General features: G+C 72.1%; 24 protein-coding genes. 15 read left to right on the plus strand and 9 right to left on the minus strand.

Annotated features, from left to right (window positions below):
* Positions 1 to 11: 11 nt before the first annotated feature.
* The 5 genes from ACTWPP_RS10045 to ACTWPP_RS10065 all read right to left on the minus strand — a co-directional run bounded on the left by ACTWPP_RS10045 (position 12) and on the right by ACTWPP_RS10065 (position 4330).
* A complete protein-coding gene (locus ACTWPP_RS10045; protein WP_443103878.1) occupies positions 12 to 1250 on the minus strand; it encodes an ABC transporter substrate-binding protein in 1239 nt (412 codons plus the stop codon).
* Between the two features lie 10 nt (positions 1251 to 1260).
* Positions 1261 to 1953, minus strand: coding sequence for an ABC transporter ATP-binding protein (locus ACTWPP_RS10050; RefSeq protein ID WP_443103879.1), 693 nt, complete (start codon positions 1951 to 1953; stop codon positions 1261 to 1263).
* Positions 1940 to 2713: an ABC transporter ATP-binding protein gene (locus tag ACTWPP_RS10055; RefSeq protein ID WP_443103880.1), complete on the minus strand. Its 774-nt coding sequence runs from the start codon at positions 2711 to 2713 to the stop codon at positions 1940 to 1942. Before ACTWPP_RS10055 ends, ACTWPP_RS10050 begins: the two co-directional genes overlap by 14 nt.
* 530 nt (positions 2714 to 3243) lie before the next feature.
* On the minus strand, positions 3244 to 3459 hold the full coding sequence (locus ACTWPP_RS10060; protein ID WP_443103881.1) for a DUF397 domain-containing protein: 216 nt from the start codon (positions 3457 to 3459) through the stop codon (positions 3244 to 3246).
* Between the two features lie 19 nt (positions 3460 to 3478).
* Positions 3479 to 4330: a helix-turn-helix domain-containing protein gene (locus ACTWPP_RS10065; RefSeq protein ID WP_443103882.1), complete on the minus strand. Its 852-nt coding sequence runs from the start codon at positions 4328 to 4330 to the stop codon at positions 3479 to 3481.
* Positions 4331 to 4509: 179 nt separating this feature from the next.
* Between ACTWPP_RS10065 and ACTWPP_RS10070 the strand changes: the two genes are divergently transcribed.
* Positions 4510 to 5142, plus strand: coding sequence for a hypothetical protein (locus ACTWPP_RS10070; RefSeq protein ID WP_443103883.1), 633 nt, complete (start codon positions 4510 to 4512; stop codon positions 5140 to 5142).
* A gap of 5 nt (positions 5143 to 5147) precedes the next feature.
* On the opposite strand, the gene ACTWPP_RS10075 is transcribed toward ACTWPP_RS10070, so the two are convergent.
* A complete protein-coding gene (locus tag ACTWPP_RS10075; RefSeq protein ID WP_443103884.1) occupies positions 5148 to 6176 on the minus strand; it encodes a PHP domain-containing protein in 1029 nt (342 codons plus the stop codon).
* 84 nt (positions 6177 to 6260) lie between these two features.
* On the opposite strand from ACTWPP_RS10075, the gene ACTWPP_RS10080 reads away from it, so the two are divergent.
* From ACTWPP_RS10080 to ACTWPP_RS10125, 10 genes are all read left to right on the plus strand, one after another.
* A complete protein-coding gene (locus ACTWPP_RS10080; RefSeq protein WP_443103885.1) occupies positions 6261 to 7562 on the plus strand; it encodes a sensor histidine kinase in 1302 nt (433 codons plus the stop codon).
* The gene (locus ACTWPP_RS10085) at positions 7559 to 8224 is read left to right on the plus strand and encodes a response regulator (protein WP_443103886.1); all 666 of its coding nucleotides are present in this window, start codon (positions 7559 to 7561) and stop codon (positions 8222 to 8224) included. Before ACTWPP_RS10080 ends, ACTWPP_RS10085 begins: the two co-directional genes overlap by 4 nt.
* A gap of 130 nt (positions 8225 to 8354) precedes the next feature.
* The gene (locus ACTWPP_RS10090) at positions 8355 to 9305 is read left to right on the plus strand and encodes an alpha/beta hydrolase (protein WP_443103887.1); all 951 of its coding nucleotides are present in this window, start codon (positions 8355 to 8357) and stop codon (positions 9303 to 9305) included.
* The gene (locus tag ACTWPP_RS10095) at positions 9298 to 10452 is read left to right on the plus strand and encodes an acyltransferase family protein (RefSeq protein ID WP_443103888.1); all 1155 of its coding nucleotides are present in this window, start codon (positions 9298 to 9300) and stop codon (positions 10450 to 10452) included. Before ACTWPP_RS10090 ends, ACTWPP_RS10095 begins: the two co-directional genes overlap by 8 nt.
* Before the next feature lie 89 nt (positions 10453 to 10541).
* The gene (locus tag ACTWPP_RS10100) at positions 10542 to 11552 is read left to right on the plus strand and encodes an alpha/beta hydrolase (RefSeq protein ID WP_443103889.1); all 1011 of its coding nucleotides are present in this window, start codon (positions 10542 to 10544) and stop codon (positions 11550 to 11552) included.
* 55 nt (positions 11553 to 11607) lie between these two features.
* Complete coding sequence (locus tag ACTWPP_RS10105) at positions 11608 to 12780, plus strand: PucR family transcriptional regulator (protein ID WP_443103890.1); 1173 nt, start codon at positions 11608 to 11610, stop codon at positions 12778 to 12780.
* A 94-nt stretch (positions 12781 to 12874) separates the two neighbouring features.
* On the plus strand, positions 12875 to 13789 hold the full coding sequence (locus tag ACTWPP_RS10110) for an ACP S-malonyltransferase (RefSeq protein ID WP_443103891.1): 915 nt from the start codon (positions 12875 to 12877) through the stop codon (positions 13787 to 13789).
* Entirely contained in the window at positions 13786 to 14751 is a 966-nt protein-coding gene (locus tag ACTWPP_RS10115) for a beta-ketoacyl-ACP synthase III (protein WP_443103892.1), read from the plus strand. Before ACTWPP_RS10110 ends, ACTWPP_RS10115 begins: the two co-directional genes overlap by 4 nt.
* Before the next feature lie 56 nt (positions 14752 to 14807).
* Positions 14808 to 15071 (plus strand): acyl carrier protein, encoded by a 264-nt coding sequence (locus ACTWPP_RS10120; RefSeq protein WP_443103893.1) that lies wholly within the window; start codon positions 14808 to 14810, stop codon positions 15069 to 15071.
* 89 nt (positions 15072 to 15160) lie between these two features.
* The gene (locus tag ACTWPP_RS10125) at positions 15161 to 16468 is read left to right on the plus strand and encodes a beta-ketoacyl-[acyl-carrier-protein] synthase family protein (protein ID WP_443103894.1); all 1308 of its coding nucleotides are present in this window, start codon (positions 15161 to 15163) and stop codon (positions 16466 to 16468) included.
* 267 nt (positions 16469 to 16735) lie between these two features.
* Here the strand turns inward: ACTWPP_RS10125 and ACTWPP_RS10130 are convergent, their stop codons facing one another.
* Positions 16736 to 17230 (minus strand): DUF3145 domain-containing protein, encoded by a 495-nt coding sequence (locus ACTWPP_RS10130; protein WP_443103895.1) that lies wholly within the window; start codon positions 17228 to 17230, stop codon positions 16736 to 16738.
* A 324-nt stretch (positions 17231 to 17554) separates the two neighbouring features.
* Here ACTWPP_RS10130 and ACTWPP_RS10135 point away from each other — a divergent pair, with 324 nt between their 5' ends.
* The 4 genes from ACTWPP_RS10135 to ACTWPP_RS10150 all read left to right on the plus strand — a co-directional run bounded on the left by ACTWPP_RS10135 (position 17555) and on the right by ACTWPP_RS10150 (position 22347).
* Positions 17555 to 18772, plus strand: a complete 1218-nt coding sequence (locus tag ACTWPP_RS10135; RefSeq protein WP_443103896.1) for a S8 family peptidase — start codon at positions 17555 to 17557, stop codon at positions 18770 to 18772.
* Positions 18773 to 18842: 70 nt separating this feature from the next.
* Positions 18843 to 19385 (plus strand): RNA polymerase sigma factor, encoded by a 543-nt coding sequence (locus tag ACTWPP_RS10140; protein WP_443103897.1) that lies wholly within the window; start codon positions 18843 to 18845, stop codon positions 19383 to 19385.
* Positions 19382 to 19831: a hypothetical protein gene (locus ACTWPP_RS10145; protein ID WP_443103898.1), complete on the plus strand. Its 450-nt coding sequence runs from the start codon at positions 19382 to 19384 to the stop codon at positions 19829 to 19831. Before ACTWPP_RS10140 ends, ACTWPP_RS10145 begins: the two co-directional genes overlap by 4 nt.
* The gene (locus ACTWPP_RS10150) at positions 19828 to 22347 is read left to right on the plus strand and encodes a CHAT domain-containing protein (protein ID WP_443103899.1); all 2520 of its coding nucleotides are present in this window, start codon (positions 19828 to 19830) and stop codon (positions 22345 to 22347) included. Before ACTWPP_RS10145 ends, ACTWPP_RS10150 begins: the two co-directional genes overlap by 4 nt.
* Before the next feature lie 32 nt (positions 22348 to 22379).
* On the opposite strand, the gene ACTWPP_RS10155 is transcribed toward ACTWPP_RS10150, so the two are convergent.
* Complete coding sequence (locus ACTWPP_RS10155; protein ID WP_443103900.1) at positions 22380 to 23210, minus strand: sulfurtransferase; 831 nt, start codon at positions 23208 to 23210, stop codon at positions 22380 to 22382.
* A 91-nt stretch (positions 23211 to 23301) separates the two neighbouring features.
* Positions 23302 to 24414 carry an alkaline phosphatase family protein gene (locus tag ACTWPP_RS10160; protein ID WP_443104006.1) on the minus strand — a complete coding sequence of 371 codons (1113 nt, stop codon included), beginning with the start codon at positions 24412 to 24414 and terminating at the stop codon, positions 23302 to 23304.
* Between the last annotated feature and the right edge of the window lie 5 nt (positions 24415 to 24419).

A 24419-nucleotide genomic window follows, 5' to 3' on the forward strand; every position in this document is an offset into this window, starting at 1 on the left:
CGCGGCCCGCCTCAGAGCTTGCAGGCCGGGTCGGGCTGCTGGAACGCCTCGGCCGCCGGGATCGTCTTGACGATCTTCTCGTAGTCCCACGGCTCCTTGACCTCGCTGGACGGCTTCACCTCGGCGATGTAGGCGTCGTGGGTGAGGAGATGGTCCGCGGCCCGGACGGTGCCGGTGGAGGTGAAGATGTCGTCGACCTTGTGGCCTTCGAGCTGCTCGACCACGTCGTCGGACTTGTCGGTGCCGCCGCGCTGCACGGCCTCCAGGTACTGCAGCGCCGCCGAGTAGTCGGCCGCGTGGACGGCTGTCGGCCGCGTCCCCGTCTTGGCCTTGAACTTGTCGGCCCACGCGCGGTTGCCCTCGTCGGCGTTCCAGTACCAGAAGTCGGTGAAGCGCGTCCCCGCCAGGGCGTCCGGGGTGAGGGAGTGGATGTCGGTCAGGAACATCAGCCCCACCGCGAGGTCCACGCCCTTGTCGCGCAGCTTGTACTCGTTGTACTGCTTCACCAGGTTGACCAGGTCACCGCCCGCCTGCATGGCGCCGAGCACCTGCGGCTTGGGGTCGAGGTTCGGTGCCTTCAGCAGGAACGTGGAGAAGTTGTCGTTCGGGAACGGCGTCGGGTCGCTCTTCACCACCGTGCCGCCGGCCGCCTTCACGGCCTCCCCGAAGGTCTTCTCCATGTCCTGCCCGAACGCGTAGTCCGGGTAGACGATGTACCAGTTCTTGGCGCCGTCCTGGGTCACTCCGGTGCCGGTGCCGTGGGCCAGCATGTAGCTGTTGTAGCCGTAGTGGAAGGTGTACTTGTTGCACTGCTCGCCTTCCAGCTCCGTCGTGGCGGCGCCGACGTCGATGAACACCTTCTTCTTCGTCTTGGCGACGTTGGCGACGGCGAGCGCGGCCGACGAGGTCGGCACGTCCACGATCAGGTCGGCCTGCCGCCGGTCGTAGAGCTCCTGCGCCTTGGAGTTGGCGATCTCGGGCTTGTTCTGGTGGTCGGCGGAGATGACCTCGATCTCGTCGGTCACGGCCTTGTCGCCGTACTTGGCCTTGAAGTCGGCGACGGCCATCTTCACCGCCTCGACGGCGTTCTTGCCCGACAGGTCGGCGTACACGCCCGACTGGTCGGTCAGCACCGCGAGGACGACCTTGTCGTCGCTGATCTTGCCGCCGCCCCCGCCGGGCCCGCCCCCGCAGGCGGCCAGCATCACTCCGGCGGTCGCGAGCGCGGCCGAACGTCCGAGAAGTCTCATCAGGGCTCTCCTAGATTCCGAGGTACTGCAGGAGTTCGTTCTCGCGGGCGAGGACCTCGTCGTTGTCCATGGACTCGACGATCCGGCCCTCGGCGAGCAGGTGGTGGCGGTCGGCGACGGTGGCGGCGAAGTGCACGTTCTGCTCGATGAGCAGGACGGTGACCCCGGCGGCCTTGACCTCGCGGAGGATGTCGCCGATCTGGGCGATGATCAGGGGCGACAGGCCCTCGGTGGGCTCGTCGCACAGCAGCAGCCGGGCCCCCGTCCGCAGCACCCGGGCCAGCGCGAGCATCTGCTGCTCGCCGCCCGACAACCTCGTCCCGGGGAACCTGCGCCGCTCACGCAGCTTCGGGAACGTCTCGTACACCCGCTCCAGCGGCCACGGGTCCTTCCCCGTGACCGGCGGCAACGTGAGGTTCTCCTCCACCGACAGCGTGGCGAAGACGCCGCGGTCGTCCGGGACGTAGCCAAGGCCGCGACGGCTGCGTTTGTGCGGGCTCAGTGCGGTGATGTCCTCGTCCAGGAACCGCACCGTCCCGGACACTCCTTGGTGGAGCCCCATCAGGCTGCGCAGCAGAGTGGTCTTGCCGGCCCCGTTGCGTCCGACGAGAGTGACGATTTCGCCTTCGCCCACCTGCAGCGACACATCACGCAGGGCCTGCGCCTCGCCGTACCAGGCGGACAGTCCGTCAACGCTCAGCATTGGAGTCTCCGAGGTAAGCGGTGACGACTCGGGGGTCGTGACGGATCTCGGCGTAGGGGCCTTCGACCAGGACCTGTCCGTGCTGAAGCACCGTGACCTGGTCGGCGAGGCTGGAGACGACGCTCATGTTGTGCTCGACCAGCACCACGGTGCGGCCCTCCTTCACCCGCTGGATGAGCGCGACGGTGCGGTCGACGTCCTCCACGCCCATGCCGGCGGTCGGCTCGTCGAGCAGCAGCACCTTCGGGTCGAGCGCGAGGGCCAGAGCCAGTTCGAGCGCCCGTTTGCGCCCGTACGCCAGGGAGCCCGCGGGAATCTCGCCGTGCCCGCCCAGGCCGACCTGCTCGAGCAGTTCGGCCGCGCGGCCGGAGAAGCGTCCGAGCGCGCCGTCCGAGCGCCAGAACCGCCAGCCGAGCCCGGTACGTCCCGCCAGGGCCAGTTCGACGTGCTGCCTGGGCGTCAGCTCGGCGAACAGGCTCGTGATCTGGAACGACCTGGCGAGCCCGAGCCGCGCGATCCGTTCCGGTCTCCGCCCGGCCAGCTCATGATCGCCGAGCCGGACGCTGCCCGCCGTCGGCTTCAGGAACCCGGTGAGCAGGTTGAACAGCGTGGTCTTGCCGGCACCGTTCGGGCCCACCAGCGCGTGGACGGAGCCCTCGGCGACATCGAGGTCCACGCCGTCGACGGCCCTGAAGCCGCGGAACTCCCTGACCAGCCCGCGCGCCGCCAGAACCGGGCCCTTCGGGACGGGGTCGCCCATTCGCCCTCCTAGCGCTCGTCTAAGGTGACCCGAGCCACACTCGGGCCGCCGTGACCGGGAACGCTAGGTGGCACCCGAACACCGGACCATGTGAGCGGCACCCACATTGCGACCGCTGAACACGGGCGTGACCCACATCACCAGCAGGTCGCGACCACGGGCACATGCCGGGCGTCACCGATATGTGGACCGCGCACGTGGCCGCGACCGCAACGTCGCCGAACCATGCCGCCCGCACCGCCCAGGGACCGCCAAGAAGACCGCGGCCCACCACGACAGGACATTCCCAGCGGACGCCCCCCACGGCGACCATCCACTGGAGAACCACCATGAATGCAGAAGGCACTCGAACGGCCTGGAGGCATTCATTTACCGCAGGCTCGTCCTCGGCGGACACCCGCCCTACGGCGCCGGAGGCCCGCCCATCCACAAGGCACACCGAAAGCCAGGCCTGGCCCACGGCTCAGAAACTCCTCAGGCCATTCCATGACCAGAGCGGCCGGGTACTCACCCCGGCGAATGGCGGCGGCTCAGAGGTCGAGGTCGCCGCGTTTTACGCGGGTGAGGAAGGCGGCGAACTCCTCGTTGCCGAACCGGAACACGGGCCCGCGGGGGGCCTTGGAGTCGCGGACGAGGATCCCGGGGTCACCCGGGAGAGCGGCGGCGAGCTCGACACAGTCATCGCCGGCACTGCTACGGGTGCTCTTGCGCCACGAAACGGCGGCACCACTAGACGTCGTCGTCATTCAGGGATAGTCGCTTCTACTAGAAATCTTCCGCGATGCGGGAGATCAGTTCACGAGATTCTGCTTCATTCAGCGCGAGGCCGCAGATATTCTCGAATGCACTGGAATATTTGAATACCTGGCCCTCGTTTTCGACGATGAGGCTACCAGCCATCTGTTCGATGTACACGATCTCCGGATACTCCGGTTCCCGGAACCTCAGAAGGTTGAAGTCGGTCAGTCCCCGGGGGTAGCCGCGCTCCAGCGGAATGACGTGGATATGCACATTCGGCAGGGTTCCCACGTCCAGGAGATGGTCCAGCTGGCCGCGCATCACCCCGACGTCCGCGATGCGCCGGCGGAGCACGCCCTCGTCCAGGACGACGACGAGTTCGATCGCGTCGAACGAGCGGAGGCGGGCCTGCCGCTTCAGCCGGATCTCCACGAGCCGGTCGATCTCGCCGGGCGGCAGCGCGGGAATGGCGGAGCTGACGGTGGCCCGGGCGTAGTCGGGCGTCTGCAGCAGCCCGTGAATGATCGCGATGCTGTAGCAGTGCATCGCCTGGGCGTCGGCCTCCAGGCCGATGAAGGCGGCGTACCGTTCCCCCAGGGTGCCGCTGTAGGTCTCCCACCAGCCACGTTCGCGGGCCGCGCGCGCCAGTCTGATGTAGCGCTCGGCGGCCTCCTTGTCCACCCCGTAGAACTCCAGGAGCCGGTGCAGGTCGGGGACGGTGATCAAGGTGTAGGCGGTCTCGATCCGGGAGACCTTGGCCATCGACCAGTTCAGCCCCGCCGCGACCTGGTCGATCGTCACGTCCGCGCGTGTGCGCAGGCCGCGGAGTTCGCGGGCGAGCTGCCGCGCCCGCACCGATGGCGACTGCCGGCCGGCCATCCCACCCTCCCCGAAAGATCTCGTGCACTGATGCACGAAATTCTACATGCAAACTTGCATCCACGCGGAAGAGGACGGAAGATGCTGGAAGGGGGAGCTCGGTCACGGCCACGAGGGAAAGCAGAGGTGCCATGCCGGCTGGGGTAACACGATCGCCGGGTTCCGACTCGGGGTAGCGCATGAGCAGCGCAGCGACGAACTTCACAGGGACGGGCCCATCGGACACGCCGTTCACCGTACCGCTGACCGACCGGCTGACGTATCACTTTCTCATCGCCGTCGACATCGAGGGTTTCAGCAGGCTGAGCGCTGCGCAGCAGAAGCGGATGCAACTGGATCTGCACGCGGTCCTGGAGACCGCGGCGGCCGCGGCGGGCCTCGACCGGGACGGCTGGCTGCGGCAGGTCGGCGGCGACGGCGAGATGGCGATCCTGCCTTCGGAGACCGACGGGCTGCGCGTCCTCGTCCGCTATCCGCGCGAGCTGGCCGCCGCGATCGCGGAGGTCAACCGGAAACGGACACCGCCGATCAGGCTGCGGGTGTCCATGCACCACGGGCCCCTGTCCGGCGGGCTGTTCGGCGCGGTCGGACGGGCGCCGATCGTCGTCGCCCGGCTCCTGGATTCGCAGGAGCTCCGGGACGAACTACGCGGAAATCCCGGCCGTGACATGGCCCTGATCGTGTCGTCCTCCCTCTACGAGGACCTCGTCGAGACGGAGTTCGACGGGCTGGACCCGAAGGAGTTCCACCCGGTGGAGATCACCGCAAAGGGTGCCGTCTTCCCCGCGTACATCCATCGCGAGACCCGCTGAGGAGCTCACGGCCCCGAGCGCGTCCAGGCGACCAGGTCTGCGGCCGGAAGGGTGTTGACGACCTGGGACGCGGGGACGGCGCAGCGGGCGGCCCGTTCACAGCCGAACGGCTGCCAGTCGAGCTGGCCGGGGGCGTGGGCGTCGGAGTCGATGGAGAAGCGGCAGCCCGCCTCGACGGCGAGGCGGAGGAGGTGTTTGGGCGGGTCGAGGCGTTCCGGCCGGGAGTTGATCTCGACGGCGACGTCGTAGGCGGCGCAGGCGTCGAAGACGAGGGCGGCGTCGAACTCCGATTCGGGCCGCAGCCCGCCGCGTTTGCCGCCGGCTTTGACGATGCGTCCGGTGCAGTGGCCGAGGACGTTCACACGGGGATTCGCGATCGCCGTCACCATGCGTTTGGTCATGGCGACGCGGTCCATGCGGAGTTTCGAATGGACGCTGGCGACGACGACGTCCAGCCGGTCGAGGAGGGCGGGCTCCTGGTCGAGGGTCCCGTCCTCCAGGATGTCGACCTCGATGCCGGTGAGGATGCGGAACGGGGAGAGTTCCTCATTGAGTTCGGCCACGACGTCGAGCTGGCGGCGGAGGCGGTCGGCGGACAGGCCGTTGGCGACCTTGAGGCGCGGCGAATGGTCGGTCAGGGCGAGGTACTCGTGGCCGAGTGAGCGGGCCGTTTCGGCCATCTCCCGGATCGGGGAGCCGCCGTCCGACCAGTCGCTGTGGGTGTGCAGGTCGCCCTTCAGCGCGGAGCGCAGGGCGGCGGTGGCCTCGTCCAGCGGCTCCCCTTCGGTGGCCTCCAGGCGGCGCAGGTAGACGGGCGTCTCGCCGCGCAGCGCCTCCTCGATCACCAGGGCGGTGACCTTGCCGATGCCGGGGAGGGCGGTCAGCGAGCCTTCGCGGGCGCGAGCGGCCAGTTCCTCCGAGGGCGTTTGCCCGGCGAGGTCGGCGGCGGCGCGGAACGCCCGCACGCGGTAGGTCGGCTCATGTGCGCGCTCCAGCAGGAACGCGATGCGGCGCAGCGCTTCGACGGGCTCCACGCACCGCACCGTACCCGGGTATGACGGACGTGTCCCACCACGGTGTCATCCCGAGGTGGTCGTCCAGTCTCTAGCCTGGTCGTCATGGCCGGGGACGAGTCCGAGGACGAGCCGAACCTCCTGCGCACCGCGCTGCGGAACGGGGTTCTGGCCGCCGCGGTGACCGGACGGGCCGAGCCCGCGCCGCCGCTCGACCGGCCCTGGCCGGCGGGGCTGCGGTGGACCCGGTTCCTCGGCGTCGGGCGGCTGCCGTTCGGGCTGGTGACGAACCTTTTCTGGCTCGTCCTCACCGCCCTGATCATCGGCGGGACGAACTCCACGCTGCAGGAGCCCGTGCGCTCCGACGCGGCGGGCTACCCGGGGGACGGCACCGCCCTGCTGATCGCGGTCATCCTGACCGCGCCGCTGGCCCTGCGCGACCGGCATCCGCTGGCCGCCTGGCGGATGAGCTTCGCGGCGATGGCGGTGGTCGCCCTGAGCCCGTGGCCGCCGGGCATCGAGTACACCGAGGGCGGGGCCTTCGCCGCGCTCATGTGCGTCTACACGGTGACGGTGCGCTGCTCGCGGGACATCACGCTGGGCGTCGCGATCCTCTCGTTCGCCGGTGTGTGGATCAAGGACGCGGACACGGCGCCCGGGGCGTCGGTGCTGCTCCTGCTGCCGCTGGCGGTGGGCTACGCCGTCCGGCTCCGGCGGACGTCCCGCCGGCAGCTGGCCGAGCAGGAACGGCGGCACCAGGACGCCGAGGCCGTGCTGACCGAGCGGCAGCGCATCGCGCGGGAGATGCACGACGTCGTCGCCCACCACATGTCGATGATCGCGATCCAGGCGGAGGCGGCGCCCTACAAGGTCGAGGCGGTGCCGGACGAGACGCGCCGCGACCTCGCCGAGATCCGCGCGACGGCGCTGGACGCGCTGACCGAGATGCGCCGCATCCTGGGCGTCCTGCGTTCCGAGGACGGCGCCGACACCGCCCCGCAGCCGAGCCTGGACCGGCTGGACGAGCTGATCGGCAACGCGCGGGCGGCGGGCCTGCAGGTGGAGATGCTCCTGGACGGCGACCTCGCCGGGCTCCCGCCGGGCGTGGGGCTCACCGCGTTCCGGATCCTGCAGGAGGCGCTGAGCAACGCGATGCGGCACGCGCCGGGCTCGCGGGTGCACGTCGAGGTGTCCCGCGACGACGCAATAGTGTGGCTCGGCGTCGTCAACGGCCCGCCCGCCGACGGACAGGCGCCCGGACCGCCGCTGCCGGGCGGCGGCCACGGGCTGGTCGGGATGCGGGAGCGGGCCGCCGCGCTCGGCGGCGAGCTGACCGCCCGGCCGACGCCAGAGGGAGGATTCGCCGTGACCGCCAACCTGCCGGAGAAGACGCGGGACCGGTCGTGACGATACGGGTCGTGATCGTCGACGATCAGGGCATGGTGCGCGCCGGGTTCGGCGTGCTGCTGAACGCCCAGCCCGACATCGAGGTCGTCGGCGAGGCCGTCAACGGCGAGGAGGGCCTGCGCCGCGTCGCCGAACTGCGTCCCGAGGTGGTGCTGATGGACGTCCGGATGCCGGTGATGGACGGGCTGGAGGCGACCCGCCGGATCCTCGGGGGCACCGACGGCGACGCACCGAAGATCCTCATGCTCACCACGTTCGGCCTGGACGACTACGTCTACGAGGCGCTGCGGGCGGGGGCCAGCGGGTTCCTGCTGAAGGACGCGTCCGCGACGGAGTTGGCGGACGCGGTGCGGGTCGTGGCGGCGGGCGACGCGCTGCTGTCACCGTCGATCACCCGGCGGCTCATCGCGGAGTTCTCCCGGCTCGGCGGGCGGAGGGCGCCGTCCCGCAAGCGGCTGGACGAGCTGACGGAGCGGGAGACCGAGGTGCTGACGCTGGTGGCGCGGGGGCTGTCCAACGGCGAGATCGCCGGGGAGCTCGTCGTCGCCGAACAGACCGTCAAGACGCATTTCGGGCGGATCCTGATGAAGCTCGGGCTGCGTGACCGGCCGCAGGCGATCGTCTACGCCTACGAGGTGGGGCTGGTCCGTCCCGGCGACTGATACTCAGGTCGCATCCGTGGCACCGGGGTCGTATCGCGCAGGACCACACCGCCGGTTGTTCCGCGTTACGGCGTCCGGTTTCTAGCTTCCTGGTCAGTGCTTCAACTCACTGACCAGGAGGACGTCTCGGATGCCCAGCGTTCGCAAGGCCGTGGCCGTCGTCTCGGTCCTGGCGGCGGCCGGCTCGACGACCGCGTCGGCGCGGAACGCCGAGGTGTACGCCGCCCCGGGCCCGGCGCCGGAACTGTCGGCGGCCACCCTTGACGCCCGTTTCCAGGCCACCCGGCGGGACATCGCGCGGGCCCTGGCCACCGCGGAACGCTTTCGCGACGACGACCGGACGCGCACCCTGTCGGCGTTCCTCGCCGGGGACCGGCGCTTCCTGTCCTTCGACCCGCGAGGCGACGGACGGGCCGTCGAAGTCATCGGCGACCTACGGCACGCCGACCGGATCGCGGTCGTCGTGCCCGGCGCGGACAACACGCTGACCAACTACAACGATCCCAAGTTCGTCGGCGGCGACAGCCGCGCGCTCTACCGGGAGGCCCGCGCCCACGCACCCGGTGCGCGGCTCGCCGTGATCGCCTGGCTCGGTTACGACTCGCCTTCCATGCTGAGCACCGACATCCTGACGGCCGACCGCGCCGAGGACGGTGCGCGCGGTCTCGAACGTCTCCTCACCGGCGTCCACCGCGTGAACGGGCACGCGCGGCTCGCGCTCCTCTGCCACAGCTACGGCTCGGTGGTGTGCGGCAAGGCCGCGCGGCCGCTCGCGTCCCTGCCGGTGGACGAGATCGCCCTGTACGGCAGCCCCGGCACCACGGCGGACGACGCCGCCGACCTCGGCACGTCCGCCCATGTCTGGGCGGGCCGCGCGAAGGGCGACTGGACGCGGTACGTCCCGAACTTCCGCTTCGCCGGTCTGGGGCTCGGCGTGGACCCCGTCTCGTCCGGCTTCGGCGCCCTGCGCTTCGACGCCGGAACGGGCCCGCACAGCGGCTACCTGAAGCCCGGCTCCCTCGCGCTCCGCAACCTCGCCCTGATCGCCCTCGGCCGCGACGCGGAGGTCACCCGTGCTTGAGACCGGAACAAGGCCGGCCGCCCCCGGCACCGCCCCGCGGGCCGGACGCGACCCGGCCATCGACGCCCTGCGCGCCTTCGCGATCCTCGGCGTCGTGCTCGGCCACTGGCTGGTCACCGCGTTCGTCGCGGACGGTTCCGGCGGGGAGCTGCGGGTCACCAGCCCGCTGCGGACGATGCCGGAGCTGGCCCCGATCTCCTGGGTGCTGCAAACACTCGCCGTGTTCTTCCTGGTGGGCGGGTACTCCGCGGCGAAGGGCCTGCGCCCCGGCGAGCCGTGGGGGGCCGGTCTGCGGCAACGCCTGGTCCGCTTCGCGCGGCCCCTGCCCGTCCTCCTGGCCGCATGGTTCCCCGCCGCGGCCGCCCTGTCCTGGGCCGGGCTCTCGCCGGACACCCTGCGCACACTGATCGAACTGGTGCTCAGCCCGCTGTGGTTCCTGGCCGTCTACGTCGTCCTGACAGCGGCGACCCCGGTGGTCACGGCCGTCTGGAACCGGCTCGGCCTCTGGGGCGCCGCCCTCCTCGTCGCCGCGACCGCCGCGATCGACCTCGGCCGCTTCGCCCTCGACACGCCCGGGTGGACGGGCTGGGCCACCGTCCTCACCGGCTGGCTCGTGCCGTTCTACCTCGGCGTCGGCTGGGCGGACGGGGCGCTCGGCTCGCGCCGGGCCGGGTTCGCCCTGCTGGCCGGGGGCGGCGCGGCGACCGCGCTGCTGATCCTGTTCGCGGGGTATCCGGCGAGCATGGTCGGCGTGCCGGGCGCGGCGGTGTCCAACCTCAGCCCGCCCACACTGGCGGCGGTCGCCTTCGGCCTCGCCCAGACCGGCCTGGCCCTGCTGCTCCACGGGCCGCTGACCCGCTGGACGGGACACGCCCGGACACGCTCGCTGGTCTCCGCGGCCAACCGCTCCGCCATGACGATCTTCCTGTGGCACCAGACGGCGCTGCTGACCGTCACCGTGGGAACGCTGCTCGCGTTCGGTAGCCTGCCAGGGTTGCACACCGCACCCGACCGGCCCGCATGGATCGCGGAACGGCTGCCCTGGCTGGCGGTCTGCGCCGGCGCGCTCGCCGCGATCCGGCCCCTGGTCCACGGATTCGAACGCCCGCGCCGCCCGTCCGTGACGCGGACCGCACCACGAACATGATCCCGGGCTCGTACGTCTCATGAAGAGTCCCCCGCGGCCGGGCACCCGCCGCGACCGGCCAGACGATCTTGGATGGTAGAAAGACGAGGATGCCGCCGCCACGCAAGACGACCTCGCCGCGCGCCCGACGGCTCCGAAGGGTCCTGGCCTGCGCCGTCTCCATCTCGGGCGTGATGCTGACGACCGCCGGGACCGGTCACGCCGACCCCTACGCCCCGCCCGTCGCCGTCCCCGAGATGGCGCCCTCGACACTGGACGTCCGGTACACCGCCGAACGCCGGTCCATCGAGAGGGCGCTCGAAACGGCACAGGAGATAGGCGACGCGGACCGCATGCGGGCGCTCGGCGCGTTCCTCCGGCCGGGACGCCGCTTCCTCTACTTCGACCCGCGCGGCGGCGGACGGGCCATCGAGGTCATCGGCGACCTCACCAGGGCACGGCGGGTCGCGATACTCGTCCCCGGCGCCGACACCACACTGGCGGCCTTCGACGAGCGCGGCGACAAACCGTGGTCGACCCCGGGCGGAGGGGCACGCGCCGTCTACGCGCAGGCCGTCTCCGAGTCACCGCATCCGGACCTGGCCGTCGTGGCGTGGCTCGGATACGCGGCGCCCAGAACGTTCAGCAGCGACGTCCTCACGGGAGAGCGGGCCGAAGAGGGAGCCGTGCAGTTGCGGCGCTTCCTGAAGGGCGTGCACAAGGTCAACCCGCGCGCCGGGGTCGGCCTGCTCTGCCACAGCTACGGTTCAGTGGTCTGCGGCCGCGCGGCACTGGACGGCCCAGCCGGGCCCGCCTGGCGGCAGGTCACGGACATCGCCCTCTACGGCAGTCCCGGCACGACGGCATGGTCGGCCTCGAACCTGAGCGGCACCGCGCGCATCTGGGCGGGTCGGGGAGCGTCCGACTGGACGGAGGACGTCCCGCACGTCCGCATCCTCGGCCTCGGTCTCGGCCCCGACCCGGTCTCGTCCTCGTTCGGCGCCCGGGTCTTCGACTCCGGAACCGGCGGCCACAGCGACTACCTCGAACCGGGGTCGACGTCGCTGCGAAATCTCACCGGCATCGCGCTCGGGGAGGTCTCCGATGTCACTCCCGGCTGACACCGGTTACTTACTTTGGGACGGTTCACCGGCGGGGTGGTGGCACTCTGGGGTTGTGGACACCGCGAGCGAGGCCGAGATCCGGGATCAGACCACCCAGCGCCTGGAGAAGGCGATGGGGACGTTCGGCACCGCGGCCCTGAACAGCATGGAGGAGCATCTTCCCTGGTTCCGGCGCATGCCCGCCGACCAGCGCTCCTGGATCGGTCTCGTCGCCCAGGCCGGCATCGCGGCGTTCGTCGAATGGTTCAAGAACAACGAGCAGACCCGGCCGGCCATCGCCGGTGAGGTGTTCGGCACCGCGCCGCGCGAGCTGCTCCGCGCCATCAAGCTCCATCACACGATCGACATGATCCGCGTCATCATCGACGTGGTGGAGACCCGGCTGAGCGAGCTGGCGGCGCCCGGCGGGGAGGCCCAGCTACGCGAGGCCATCCTGCGTTACACCCGGGACGTGGCGTTCGGCGCCGCCCAGGTGTACGCGCGCGCCGCCGAGACACGCGCCGCCTGGGACGCGCGGCTGGAGGCCCTCGTCGTCAACGCGGTGCTGCGCGGCGAGGTCGACGACGGCATGCACTCCTGGGCCGCCGCCCTCGGCTGGACGTCCAAGCCCGTCACCGTCATCGCCGGGTTCACGCCGGAGGACGAAGAACCCGAGGTCACCATCGACCAGATGCAGCTGGCCGCGCGCCGCGCGCGCGCCGACGTCCTGGCAGGAGTCCAAGGGCGCCGGGTCATCGTCATCGTGGGCGGCGACACCGACCCCTTGGAGGCGGCGCGTCCCATCGCCGCCAAGTGCGGTCCGGGTCCGGTCGTCGTCGGCCCCCAGGTCGGCGACCTGTACGACTCCACCCGCTCCGCGCAGGCCGCCGTGGCGGGGCTCCGCGCCGCCGCCGGCTGGCCGGACGCGCCCCGTCCCGTCCAGGCGACGGAGCTGCTGCCCGAACGCGCGCTGGACGGCGACGACGAAGCGCGCCGCCACCTGGTGGAGAACGTCTACAACCCGATGCTCGCCGCGGGCGCACCGCTCCTCGACACGCTCACCACCTACCTGGAACAGGGCTCGTCGCTGGAGGCCACCGCGCGCCTCCTGTTCGTCCACCCCAACACGGTCCGCTACCGCCTCCGCCGCGTCACCGAACTGACCGGCCTGGCCCCCACCGACGGCCGCAACGCCTTCACCCTCCGCATCGCCCTGGTCCTGGGCCGCTTCCAAACCCGCTGGTAAGCGCGAGCTTGTAGGTGTCGTACAAAGCGCCTCGACCAAAGTTCGTGCTGATCCGCATCGTGGACAGAGGGGCCTTACGGGCAGGCTGGTCGCTGTGATTCTCCTCGCATCGCCCGGCCAGGGCGCCCAAACCCCCGGCTTTCTGCAGCCATGGCTTGAGATACCCGGAGTCGCCGACCGTCTCGCCTGGTGGTCGGCCGTCACCGGGCTCGACCTGGTCCGGTACGGGACGGAGGCCGACGCCGAGGAGATCCGGGACACCGCCGTCGCCCAGCCGCTGCTGGTCGCCGCCGCGCTCGCCGCCTACGAGGTCCTCTACGAAGACCGGGTGCCGGACGCCGTCGCCGGGCACAGCGTCGGGGAGCTCGCCGCCGCCGCGATCGCCGGGGTGCTGAGCCCCGAGGCCGCGCTGGTCCTCGTCCGGGAGCGGGGGCGGGCGATGGCCGAAGCCGCCGCCGTCACCGAGACCGGGATGACCGCCGTGCTCGGCGGCGACACCGACGAGGTCCTCGCCTCCATCGACAAGCACGGGCTCACCCCCGCCAACGTCAACGGCGCCGGGCAGATCGTCGCCGCCGGGACGATGGACCGCCTCGCCGAGTTCGCGAACGAGCCGCCCGCCAAGGCGCGGCTCCGTGCGCTGTCGGTCGCCGGGGCGTTCCACACCGAGCACATGGCGCCCGCCGTCGACGCGCTCCGCCGCCTCGCGCCCGGCGCGCCCGTCGCCGACCCGCGGACGACACTGCTGCAGAACCGCGACGGCGCCGTCGTCGAGTCCGGGACCGGCTTCGTGGAGCGGCTCGTCGAGCAGGTCAGCGCGCCCGTCCGCTGGGACGCCTGCATGGACGCCATGCGGGAGCTCGGCATCACCGCGATCATCGAGCTGCCGCCCGCCGGGACGCTGACCGGGCTCGCCCGGCGCGAGCTGAAGGGAATCGACCTCGTCGCCCTCAAGACCCCCGGGGACCTGGACAAGGCCCGCGAGCTGATCAGTGCGGACGCGGCATGAGCGCGCTGAGCATCCCCGCGGCGACGCCCGGCGCCCGCATCCTGGCCTTCGGCGACTACCGGCCCGCCCGGATCGTCACCAACGACGAGATCGCGCAGACCGTCGACACCGACGACGAGTGGATCCGCAGCCGCGTCGGCATCGCCGAGCGCCGCATCGCCGGCGACGACGAGGGCATCGTCGAGCTGGGCGTGCACGCGGGCGGCAAGGCCCTGGCGGGCAGCGGCCTCGCCCCGTCCGACATCGACCTCGTGATCCTGGCGACGTGCTCGGCGGAGTCGCCGATGCCGGGCCACGCCCCGCAGGTCGCGCACCGCCTCGGCATCGACGCGCCGGGCGCGTTCGACATCAACGCCGCCTGCGCCGGCTTCTGCTACGCCCTCGCCACCGCGAGCGCCGCGGTGCAGGCCGGCAGCGCGCGCAACGTGCTCGTCGTCGGCTCGGAGAAGATGTCCCAGTGGATCGACTGGACCGACCGCTCCACCTGCATCATCTTCGCGGACGGGGCGGGCGCGGCGGTCGTGACCGGCAGCGACTCCCCCGGCATCGGCCCGGTCGTGTGGGGCAGCGCCGGCGACAAGTACGACAAGATCATCATCGAGGACCGGCACTCGTTCATCCGGCAGGAGGGGCAGGCCGTGTTCCGCTGGGCGACCACGGCCATCGCCCCCGTCGCGGCCGAGGCCTGCGAACGCGCCGGGATCAAGCCGGCGGACCTCGTCGCCGTCGTCCCGCACCAGGCCAACCTGCGGATCATCGAGGCGATCGCCCGCAAGGTGAAGGCCACCAACGCCGTCGTGGCCGACGACATCGTCCAGTCCGGCAACACCTCGGGGGCCTCCATACCGCTGGCCCTGTCCCGCATGATCGAACGCGGCGACGTGCCGTCCGGCGCCCCGGCCCTGCTGGTCGGGTTCGGCGCCGGACTGTCCTACGCTGCCCAAGTCATCCAGATCCCGTAGGCCGTCACGCCTGCTCGCAGGCTCTGGACCAACCCACCGAAGGAGAACGCAGAACCATGGCAGTCGCCACCGAACAGCAGATCCTGGACGGCCTCGCCGAGATCATCGACGACATCGTCGGCATCGACAAGTCCGAGGTGACCCCGGACAAGAACTTCATCGACGACCTCGACATCGACTCGCTGTCGATGGTGGAGATCGCCGTGGCCGCGCAGGACCAGTTCGGCGTCGAGATCCCCGACGACGAGCTGCGCAACCTGAAGACGGTCAAGGACGTCATCAACTTCGTCCAGAACCTCCAGACCTCGACCAAGAGCTAAGACGCGGGGACGGCGCGTCGCCGCACCGGCCGGTCCGGGCGGCGGCGCGCCCGGCCCTTTCCCCCCACAGTCCGCAAGGAGCACCTGCCATGAGCAAGAGCCAGACCAGAGTCGTCGTGACGGGTCTCGGTGCAACGACCCCACTCGGCGGAGACGTGCCGTCGACCTGGTCCGCCCTGCTCGCCGGAGAGTCCGGGGTCCGCAACCTGGAATGGGAGGGCGTCGAGGACCTGCCGGTCCGGTTCGCCGCGACGCTGAAGGTCGACCCGTCCGAGGTCATGCCGAAGCAGACGCTGCGCCGGCTCGACCGCAACCAGTCGATCGCGCTGATCGCCGCCCGCGAGGCGTGGACGAACGCCGGGTTCGCCCCGCCCGCCTCGCGCAAGACCAAGAAGCCGGAGGAGCAGTCCGGTGTCGAGGGCGGCTTCGCCGTGGACGGTGAGCGTCTCGGCGTCGTGTTCTCCAGCGGCATCGGGGGCCTGCACACCGCGCTCAACAGCTACGACGTCTTCCGGGAGAAGGGCTGGTCGCGCGTCTCGCCCTTCACCGTCCCGATGCTGATGCCGAACGGCGCCTCCGGGCACGTCGGCATCGAGTTCGGCGCGATGGCCGGCTCCCACGCCCTGGTCAGCGCCTGCGCGTCCAGCGGCGAGGCCGTCGGCTACGCCATCGACATGATCCGCGCGGGCCGCGCCGACGTGGTGATCTGCGGCGGCACCGAGTCGTGCATCCACCCACTGCAGATGGCCTCGTTCGGCGCCATGCGCGCGATGTCGACCCGCAACGAGGAGCCGGAGCGCGCGTCCCGGCCCTACGACAAGAACCGCGACGGGTTCGTGCTCGGCGAGGGCGCCGCCGTCCTGATCCTGGAGTCGGAGGAGCACGCCCGCGCCCGCGGCGCGCAGATCAACGGCATCGCGGCCGGCTGCGGGTACTCCGGCGACGCCTACGACATCGTGCTGCCCGACCCGAGCGGTTCCGGGCAGGCCAAGGCGATGCAGCGCGCCCTCAAGGACGCCGGACTGGACGCCGCCGACATCGTGCACATCAACGCGCACGCCACCTCGACGCCCGCGGGCGACGTCGCGGAACTCGCCTCCATCAAGGCGGGGCTCGGCGAGGACGCCGCCGCCCAGGTGGTCGTCACCGCCACCAAGTCGATGACCGGGCACCTGCTCGGCGGCGCCGGCGCGCTGGAGTCGCTGTTCACGGTCCTCGCGCTGAAGGAGGGGCTCATCCCGTTCGTCGCCAACCTGGAGGACGTCGACGACGACGTCGACCTGGACATCGTGCGCGACGAGCCGCGCAAGATCCCGGGCGGTCCCGCCGCGGCGCTCAACAACTCGTTCGGGTTCGGCGGCCACAACGTGTCGGTCGCCTTCCAGCGCTGTGTCTAACTGCAGTTCCCTTGGCGTCGGGCCCTGGGGGCCCTCCTTCGGCGGGCCCTGCGGTGCGATCGCTGCATCGCTCCGGCTCGCCTAGCGGCTCGCTGCGCGATCAGGTTTCTCGCTTCACTCGAAACCTGCCTTCGGACGCGATCGCGACTGTTCAGGTTGTTGCGGGGCTGCGGTGTGGGCTGGGGCTAGGGCGTATGGGAGAGACGGCGACCGCACGCGACCACCGAAGTATGGGCCCCAGGGCCCGACGCCGAGGGAACTGCAAAACTACACAGCGGCATGGAGCCAGCGGACGGGGGCGCCGTCGCCGGCCCGGCGGAAGGGCTCCAGCTCGTTGTCCCACGGCGTGCCGAGGAGACGCTCCAGCTCGTTCTCCAGGGTGATCTTGCCGACGGCGGCGTTCGCCATGACGGAGCGGAGCCGGTCCTCGGGGATCATGATGTCGCCGCTGGCCCCGATGACGCCGGTGAACACCCCCAGGGACGGGGTGAAGCTGAAGCGGACGCCGTCGCTGCCGGGTGTGGGGTCCTCGGTGGCCTCGAAGCGCACCAGCTTCCAATTTCGCAGCGCCGAGGTGATGCCCGCGGCGGTGCCGGGGCTGCCCTCCCAATGCAACTCGGCGCGCAGCGTTCCCGGCGCGGCCGCCTGATCTGCCCATTCAAGGGAAACGGGCACACCGAGAACACCTGCGGCGGCCCACTCGATGTGCGGGCTCAGCGCAGGCGGCGCGGAGTGGACGTAGAAGACGCCACGTGCGGTCACCGGACCTCCTGGATCTGTACCGAGGCTCGTCTTCCCCTACGGCCTCGTACGTCCCAAGTCGGCGTCCGCGTCCCTCATTGTGCATCATCGGCACGTGTCGCACCACCGTGAGTTCGGCGTTTATTGAACGCTTGACCGCAGTATGCGCAACATTCACGGGCGCTGCCGGACAAGGTTAGCCCGTGCCGGGCCACCGGGAGGCGGAAGCGCGCAACGCGGTGAGGCCGCGTCCGGCCGCGGTTTCCCGTGCCGTCGTCCATCACTCCGCGTGTGCGTTCCGGCACTATGAGTGCACAGGTCATGATGCGGTGAGAGTGAGGGCCGATGTTCGATCAGCAGGCGCGGCTGGAGCGGGTCCTGGCGCGGCATCCGGACGCGGTGGTGGTGGAGCCGGTGCCGGGACGTCCGGCGCTGATCCGCCGGAACGAGATCCTGGTCGCCGGGCGGGACGCCGGCGCCGCCGAGACTCTGGTGCGGCGCTGGTGCGACTCGCGTCACGACGAACGCGCCGTCACGCGGCTGCGGCTGCGTCCCGCGGCGAAGGTGGACGTGTGCGAACTCGCCGCGCAGCTGAGCACGGACGGGCCGGGCACGGGCGGGCCTGGCACGAGCGGGCGGCGTCGCCGGCTCGGCGTGTCGCCGAACCATCTCGTCCACGGGCAGCCGATGTGGTGGAGCGGGCCCGCGGACCTGCCGCGTCCCGCCGCGCCCGTGCCCGCACCGGAGGCCGCCGCGGCGCGCAGGGACGTGACGGTCGCGATCCTGGACACCGGCCTGTCGCCGCATCCGTGGTACGAGGACGCCGAGTGGTACCGGGAGCAGCGCGACGAGGTCCGGGAGGTCCTGGACGCCGACCTGGACTTCGAACTGGACGCGCAGGCCGGGCACGGCACGTTCGTCGCGGGCGTGGTGCTCAGGCACGCGCCCACCGCCCGGCTGCGGGCCCGGCGCGTCATCGGCGGCGACGGGGTCGGCGACGAACTGGACGTGATCCGGGCGCTGGAGTGGCTGGCGGAGTGGGGTCGGGCCGACGTCCTCAACATCTCGCTCGGCTGCCACACCTACGACGACCGTCCCTCACCGGTGCTGGCGCGCGCAGTCGCCGCGCTCGGCCGCCGGACGGTCGTCGTGGCGTGTGCGGGGAACGCGGCCGGGGACCGGCCCTTCTGGCCCGCCGCGATGAAGCCGGTGATCGGTGTCGCGGCCCTGGACGGCGGTGACCGGGCCTGGTTCTCCAACTACGGCTGGTGGGTGGACGCCTGCGCGGAGGGCGTGGACGTGACCAGCGCGTTCGTGCGGTTCGACGGGACGCGGCCGCCCGTGGACGGCATCGATCCCGACCGCTTCGACGGCTTCGCGACGTGGAGCGGGACGTCGTTCGCCGCGCCCGTGGTGGCGGGGCGGATCGCCGGGCTCGCGGCGGCGGAGGGCCTCGACGCGGTCGACGCGGCGGACCGCGTCCTCGATCCGGTGGCGCACCCCGCCCTCCCGGGCCTCGGCGTCCTCGTCGGGTCCGGGAACGGCGCGATCGCTAAGCGTTGATTTCCAACACAGAGTCACCTGTGCATGCCATAGAGTCAACGCCAGCGGGGGGCCTCGGGAGGAGACTTCGGTGGCCCATTGGGACGATGGCACGGATGAGCTGGTGGTCCGGGCACGCGACGGCGACGGTGCCGCGTGGGCCCGGCTTGTCGAGCGGCACAGCGGGCTGCTGTGGTCGATCGCCCGCTCGCACGGGCTGAACGACGCCGATTCCGGTGACGTGGTGCAGACGACGTGGCTGCGGCTGGTGGAGCGGATCGACGGGCTGCGCGATCCGTCCGCGACGGGTTGCTGGCTGGCGACGACCGCGCGGCGCGAGAGCCTGCGCCTGGTGCGCCGGCGGGGACGCGACCTGCCTGTCGTGCCGGCGCCGCGCGCACCGGAGCCGCGGGCACCGGAGCCGGGACCCGACCGGGTAGTGCTGGGACGCGAGCGCCTGGGCCGGGTCGGTGCGGCGCTGGAGTCGCTTCCGCGGCGCTGCCGGACGCTGCTGCGGCTGTTCGCGCTCGCGTCGAGTCAGGCCGAACTGGCCGCCGCCCTCGGGATTCCCGTCGGCAGCGTCGCGCCGACCCGGGCGCGCTGCCTGGACGCGCTGCGGAGGCTCGTCCGGTGAACGACGACGAGTTGATGGCGGGCGTCCGCCACGCGTTCGACGTCCTCGATCCCGTTCCGGAGAGCGTTCTGGCCGCGGCGCGCGCGGCGATCGCGTGGCGGACGCCGTCCGCGGTGCTGGCCGAGCCGGCGCAGGACCGGCCCGCGCGGACGGCGGCCGGGGTCCGCGGCGGGACGGGCCGCGTGCTGACCTTCACGTGCCCCGGGTCGACGGTGGAGATCGAGGTGTCGGAGAACGGCCGTGAACGCGAGATCAACGGCCGGCTCGTCCCGTCGTCGTCCGGCCTCGTCCAGGTGCGGCACCGGGACCTGCCGCCGGACGGGATCACCACGCGTGCGGAGTCCGCCGGGCTCTTCTGCGTGCCGGGCGTGCCGGAGGGCCTGGTGAGCCTCGTGTTCCGGCTGGACGACGGCACGACCATCGTCACGAGCTGGATCCGCCTGTGACGGGGCCGGGCGAGCGCGCGCTCCTCCGGCTGACGGCGATGGACCCGGCGGCCGCCTTCGCGCGAGCGCTGGCCCTGCTCGACCAGGGCGGCGGGGTGCTCGCGCTGCGGGTCGCCGGGCTGGCCGCCAAGGAGCTGGGGCGGCTGGACGAGGGGATCGCGTTCCTCCACCGGGCCTTGGAGGCGGCCGGCGACGCCGATGACGCGTACTCGGCGGCGCAGGTGCGGATGAACCTCGTCGGCCTGCTCACGGCACGCGGTGACGTCCCTGGGGCGCTCGCTCACGCGCATGGGGCGGAGATCGTCCTGCAGGGGCCGGACGCAGACCGTCTGGCCGCCAACAAGGCGTGCGCTTTGGCGAGGGCCGGGCGGCTGGACGAAGCGCGTGAGGTCGCCGCGCAAGCCCTTCCTCGCCTACGAGAGGGGCATGATCCGGCTGTGCTCAACGGCCTGCTCACCAACCTTGGGCTAGCACTGGCGTTCCGTGGCGATTTCGAGGGCGCGGAGACGGCTTTGGCTGAGGCGGCCGCCGTCGGTGAGGCCGCCGGGTTGCGTCACCAGACTGCGATGTCCAAGGGAAATCTCGCTTTCGCAGTGTCGCGACGTGGGGACGTCCCGCGCGCGCTCCGGCTCTTCGCCGAGGCCGAACCCCACCTGACCGGTGAACGTCTGGCGCAATGCCGGTTCGACCAGGCGGAGACCCTCATCATGGCGGGACTGCCGGGTGAGGCCCGTCCCATCCTCATCGCGGCCCTCGACGCCGCCACGGTGAACGGCTACGGATGCGACATCGCGGACGGGTTCCTCCTTCTCGCCCACGCCGAACTGTCCGACGGGAACCCCGAGCGGTGCACGGACGCGGCCGAACGAGCGCGCGCCATGTTCGCCGAACAGGAACGCCCGGGATGGATGCTTCTGGCCGAGCACGTGTTGCTCAGGGCACGGTGGGCGTCCGGTGAACGTTCGGCCGTCCTGCTCCGCTCGGCGGAGGCCACGGCCGAGCGGCTGGAAGGCGGCGGCTGGGCCGACGCCGCCGACGAGGCCCGTATCGTCGCCGCGCGCGTGGCGCTGGCGCTGGGGAGGCCCGCCGGCCACCTGCTCTCGCCGGTCGGGTGTCCGCGCGGCTCTGCGTCCGCCCAGATCGCCGCCTGGCACGCCGTCGCCCTCGAACGCGCCGCTCGCGCCGACCACGGGGGCGCGGTAGACGCGGTCAGGGCCGGGCTCCAGGTGACCGAAGACCACGCAGAGGCGCTCGGTGCGCTGGACCTGCGGGCCCGCGCGATGGGATTCGCCACCGAGCTGTCCGAACTCGGCCTCGGCCTGGCGCGCTCGGCACCGGAACTGCTCGCCGTCGAGGAACGGCGGCGGGCGATCGCGCGTCCGGCCCGGGTCCGTCCTCCCCGGGACTCCGAGCGGGCCGCGGCGCTGACCACGCTGCGCGCCCTCAGCGTCGAGCACACCGCGGGCATGGCCCGCGGCGACGTCCCGCCGGCGCTGTCGGAGGACATGGCGAACCTGGAGGCGGTGGTCCGCGCACGGACGCGGCGCCGCCCGTCGGGGGCGTCCCCGCCGCGCTCCCCCGGCACCACCGAGATCGCCGCCGCGCTCGGCGACCGCGCCCTCATCGAGGTGGTCTCGATCGGGTCCGAGCTGCACGCGGTGACCGTCGCCGGCGGCCGGGTCCGCCGCCATCACCTCGGGACGTGCGGCGACGCCGTCCGGGAGACCGGCCTGATCCGCTTCGCCGTCCGCCGCCTCGCCGCCGACGACGACCCGGAGGCGCTCTCCGCTCTCACCGGCGCCGCCAGGCGGCTCGACCGGCAGCTGCTCGACCCGCTGAGACGCGACCTCGGCGACCGGGAACTCGTCATCGCCCCCACCGGCGCGCTGCACAGTCTCCCCTGGGCGGTGCTCCCGTCCCTGGCCGGACGTCCGTTCACGGTCGTTCCGTCCGCCGACGCCTGGCTGCACGCCCGCGAACCCGGCCGCACCGATGGGCATGTCGTCCTCGTGGCGGGGCCCGGCCTCCACCACGCCGAACATGAGGTCGCCGCCCTGCGACGCCTCCACCCGCGAGCGATCGTCCTAGACGGCCCCGACGCACGCGCGGAACCGGTCAGGGACGCCCTGGACGGCGCCCTCATCGCCCACATCGCCGCCCACGGCGAGTTCCGGGAGGGCAACCCGCTGTTCTCGCGGATGCGTCTCGCCGACGGTCCGCTGATCGTCCACGACCTGGACGAGCTGACCGTCCCGCCAGGCATGATCGTCCTGTCGGCGTGCGACATCGGCCGCGCCGGCGAAGGCGACGCCGTGCTCGGCATGGCGGGCGCTCTGCTCGCCCTCGGCACCACCACGGTCATCGCCAGCGTCACGCCGGTCCGTGACGCGGCGACCCCGGAGTTCATGTCCGCCTTCCACACCGCGGTGGCCGGCGGCCACGCCCCGGCGCACGCCCTCGCGGCGGTCCCGCGCACCCCGGGAGTGGCCGGCTTCCTGTGCCTGGGCGCCGGCTGACACCTGCCGGAGACGGCCGGCCGGTCGCCCGGTCAGCCGTCTCCGGTGGCGACCGGGTTGGACGGGTCCCTCACCCAGTCGGACCAGGACCCCACGTAGAGGGCGGCGGGGATGCCGGCGAGGTTGAGCGCGAGGATCTCGTGCGCGGCCGTCACCCCGGATCCGCAGTACGCGCCGACGTCGAGGGCGTCCGTGGCGCCGAGCTTGGCGAAACGCTCGCGCAGCAGGTCGGAGGGCAGGAACCGGCCGTCCACGCCGACGTTGCCGGACGTGGGGGCGTTGCGGGCGCCCGGGATGTGCCCGGCGACGGGATCGACGGGCTCCTGGTCGCCGCGGTACCGCTCGGCGGCGCGGGCGTCGAGGAGGACACCGGCCGTGGCCAGTTCGGCGGCGCCCTCGGCGTCCAGGACGGGCAGGCGGCCCGGGTCGGCGATGAAGTCGCCCGGTTTCATGTCGGGTTCGACCGTGCTCACCGGGCGGCCCGCCTCCGTCCAGGCGCGGTAGCCGCCGTCCAGGACACGGACCCGCTGATGGCCGAAGTACCGCAGGGACCACCACACGCGCGCCGCGGACATGGAGTCGGCGTCGTCGTAGACCACGACGAGGCTGTCCTCCGAGACGCCGGCGCGGCGCATGGCCGACTCGAAGGCGACGGGTTCGGGGAGGGGATGACGGCCTCCTGGCCCGGGCGGTCCGGCCACGTCGCGGTCGAGGTCGACGAAGACGGCGCCGGGCAGGTGCCCCTTGCGGTAGGACTCGATCCCCGGGGGGCCCGCCAGATGCCATCGGACGTCCAGCAGGACCACGGGCGTCTGCCGCCGGAGCAGCCGGTCCAACGCGGGCACTTCGATGAGAGGGTGCACATCGCCAGTTTGACCGTCGGCGCCCGGATTAGGGAGGGGCGAACCCGGGTTCATCTCACATCCCCCCTGGCTCGTCCCATGTCACGCGATGTCAGGACCGGGTCGTGCTCAGCAGCGGTACGAGCTGCTCGGCGGGGACGAGAGAGCCGTGCATGCCGACCATCCGGTTCAGCCACGGTTCCCGCTCGGACGCAACGATCGCGAGGTCGGCGTGCGGGACCGCGACCACGTCGCCGATGCGTTCCAGCATCCCGGGGCCGACCGGGCCGAACCAGCCGCCCTCCACGGCCGCCTTGCGCGGGACCACCCACGCCCGGTCGCCCAGCAGGGCCGTCCAGGCGGCGAGCACGTCCCCTTCGGCACCGGGCTCGCTGTAGACGTAGCGGGCACGTGCGTCCCCACCGAGAAGGGCCACGCCCTCCTGCAACTCGGGAACCGTATCGACGTCGACACGCTCCGTGGGGTCGACCATGCCGTGGTCGGCCGTCACGTAAAGCGCCGACCCGGGAGGCAGGACGGCCGCGATCTGCTGGACGAGGACGTCCACGAACCGCAGCTGGTGCCGCCAGTCATGGGAGCCGACACCGAAACGGTGGCCGGTCGCGTCCAGGTCGGCGTGGTACGCGGTGACGTATGAGCGGTCGCCGCGCCGCAGCGCCACTTCGATCCGCCCGACGATCTGGCCGAGGCTCTCGGCGCTCAGATAACGGGCGCCACGGGTGGTGGCGCGGCTGAGACCGGACCCGCGGTACTGCCGCAGCGAGACGTACCCGGCCTCGACGCCGTCCGCCGCCGCCCGCTCGTACACGGTCGGGACGGGCTGGAACGTGTCCGGATCGGCGTCCTCGTCCTTCCACAGCAGGCAGTTGAGCAGCCTGCCGGTGGCCGGAACCGCCATCTGCAGGCCGAGCAGCCCGTGCGCGCCCGGCGGGGCGCCCGTCCCCAGCGAACCCAGGCTGGTGACCGTCGTCGCCGGGAACCCGGCCGTGATCGGGCCGCCGTCCATCGCGTTCAGGAACGGCGCCTCGTCCGGGTGGGCCTTGAGCTGCTCCCAGCCGAGACCGTCGACCAGCAGGACGCAGGCGCGCGGCAGCGCGGGCAGATCCAGGACGTCGACGGCGTCCGGGACGCCCAGCGACGCCAGCACCGACAACGGAAGATCGGCGAGCGAGCCCGCCCCGTACCGGGGGACGGGAGGCTCCATGCTCA

The organism is Actinomadura sp. 3N407 (assembly GCF_052245875.1).
In the GTDB taxonomy this organism is placed as follows: Bacteria; Actinomycetota; Actinomycetes; order Streptosporangiales; family Streptosporangiaceae; genus Spirillospora.

Bases quoted from the DNA above. Each gene is read 5' to 3' on its own strand.
- ACTWPP_RS10045 (WP_443103878.1), bottom strand. From the start codon at position 1,250: ATGAGACTTCTCGGACGTTCGGCCGCGCTCGCGACCGCCGGAGTGATG.
- ACTWPP_RS10050 (WP_443103879.1), bottom strand. From the start codon at position 1,953: ATGCTGAGCGTTGACGGACTGTCCGCCTGGTACGGCGAGGCGCAGGCC.
- ACTWPP_RS10055 (WP_443103880.1), bottom strand. From the start codon at position 2,713: ATGGGCGACCCCGTCCCGAAGGGCCCGGTTCTGGCGGCGCGCGGGCTG.
- ACTWPP_RS10060 (WP_443103881.1), bottom strand. From the start codon at position 3,459: ATGACGACGACGTCTAGTGGTGCCGCCGTTTCGTGGCGCAAGAGCACC.
- ACTWPP_RS10065 (WP_443103882.1), bottom strand. From the start codon at position 4,330: ATGGCCGGCCGGCAGTCGCCATCGGTGCGGGCGCGGCAGCTCGCCCGC.
- ACTWPP_RS10070 (WP_443103883.1), top strand. From the start codon at position 4,510: ATGAGCAGCGCAGCGACGAACTTCACAGGGACGGGCCCATCGGACACG.
- ACTWPP_RS10080 (WP_443103885.1), top strand. From the start codon at position 6,261: ATGGCCGGGGACGAGTCCGAGGACGAGCCGAACCTCCTGCGCACCGCG.
- ACTWPP_RS10090 (WP_443103887.1), top strand. From the start codon at position 8,355: ATGCCCAGCGTTCGCAAGGCCGTGGCCGTCGTCTCGGTCCTGGCGGCG.
- ACTWPP_RS10100 (WP_443103889.1), top strand. From the start codon at position 10,542: ATGCCGCCGCCACGCAAGACGACCTCGCCGCGCGCCCGACGGCTCCGA.
- ACTWPP_RS10115 (WP_443103892.1), top strand. From the start codon at position 13,786: ATGAGCGCGCTGAGCATCCCCGCGGCGACGCCCGGCGCCCGCATCCTG.
- ACTWPP_RS10120 (WP_443103893.1), top strand. From the start codon at position 14,808: ATGGCAGTCGCCACCGAACAGCAGATCCTGGACGGCCTCGCCGAGATC.
- ACTWPP_RS10125 (WP_443103894.1), top strand. From the start codon at position 15,161: ATGAGCAAGAGCCAGACCAGAGTCGTCGTGACGGGTCTCGGTGCAACG.
- ACTWPP_RS10135 (WP_443103896.1), top strand. From the start codon at position 17,555: ATGTTCGATCAGCAGGCGCGGCTGGAGCGGGTCCTGGCGCGGCATCCG.
- ACTWPP_RS10160 (WP_443104006.1), bottom strand. From the start codon at position 24,414: ATGGAGCCTCCCGTCCCCCGGTACGGGGCGGGCTCGCTCGCCGATCTT.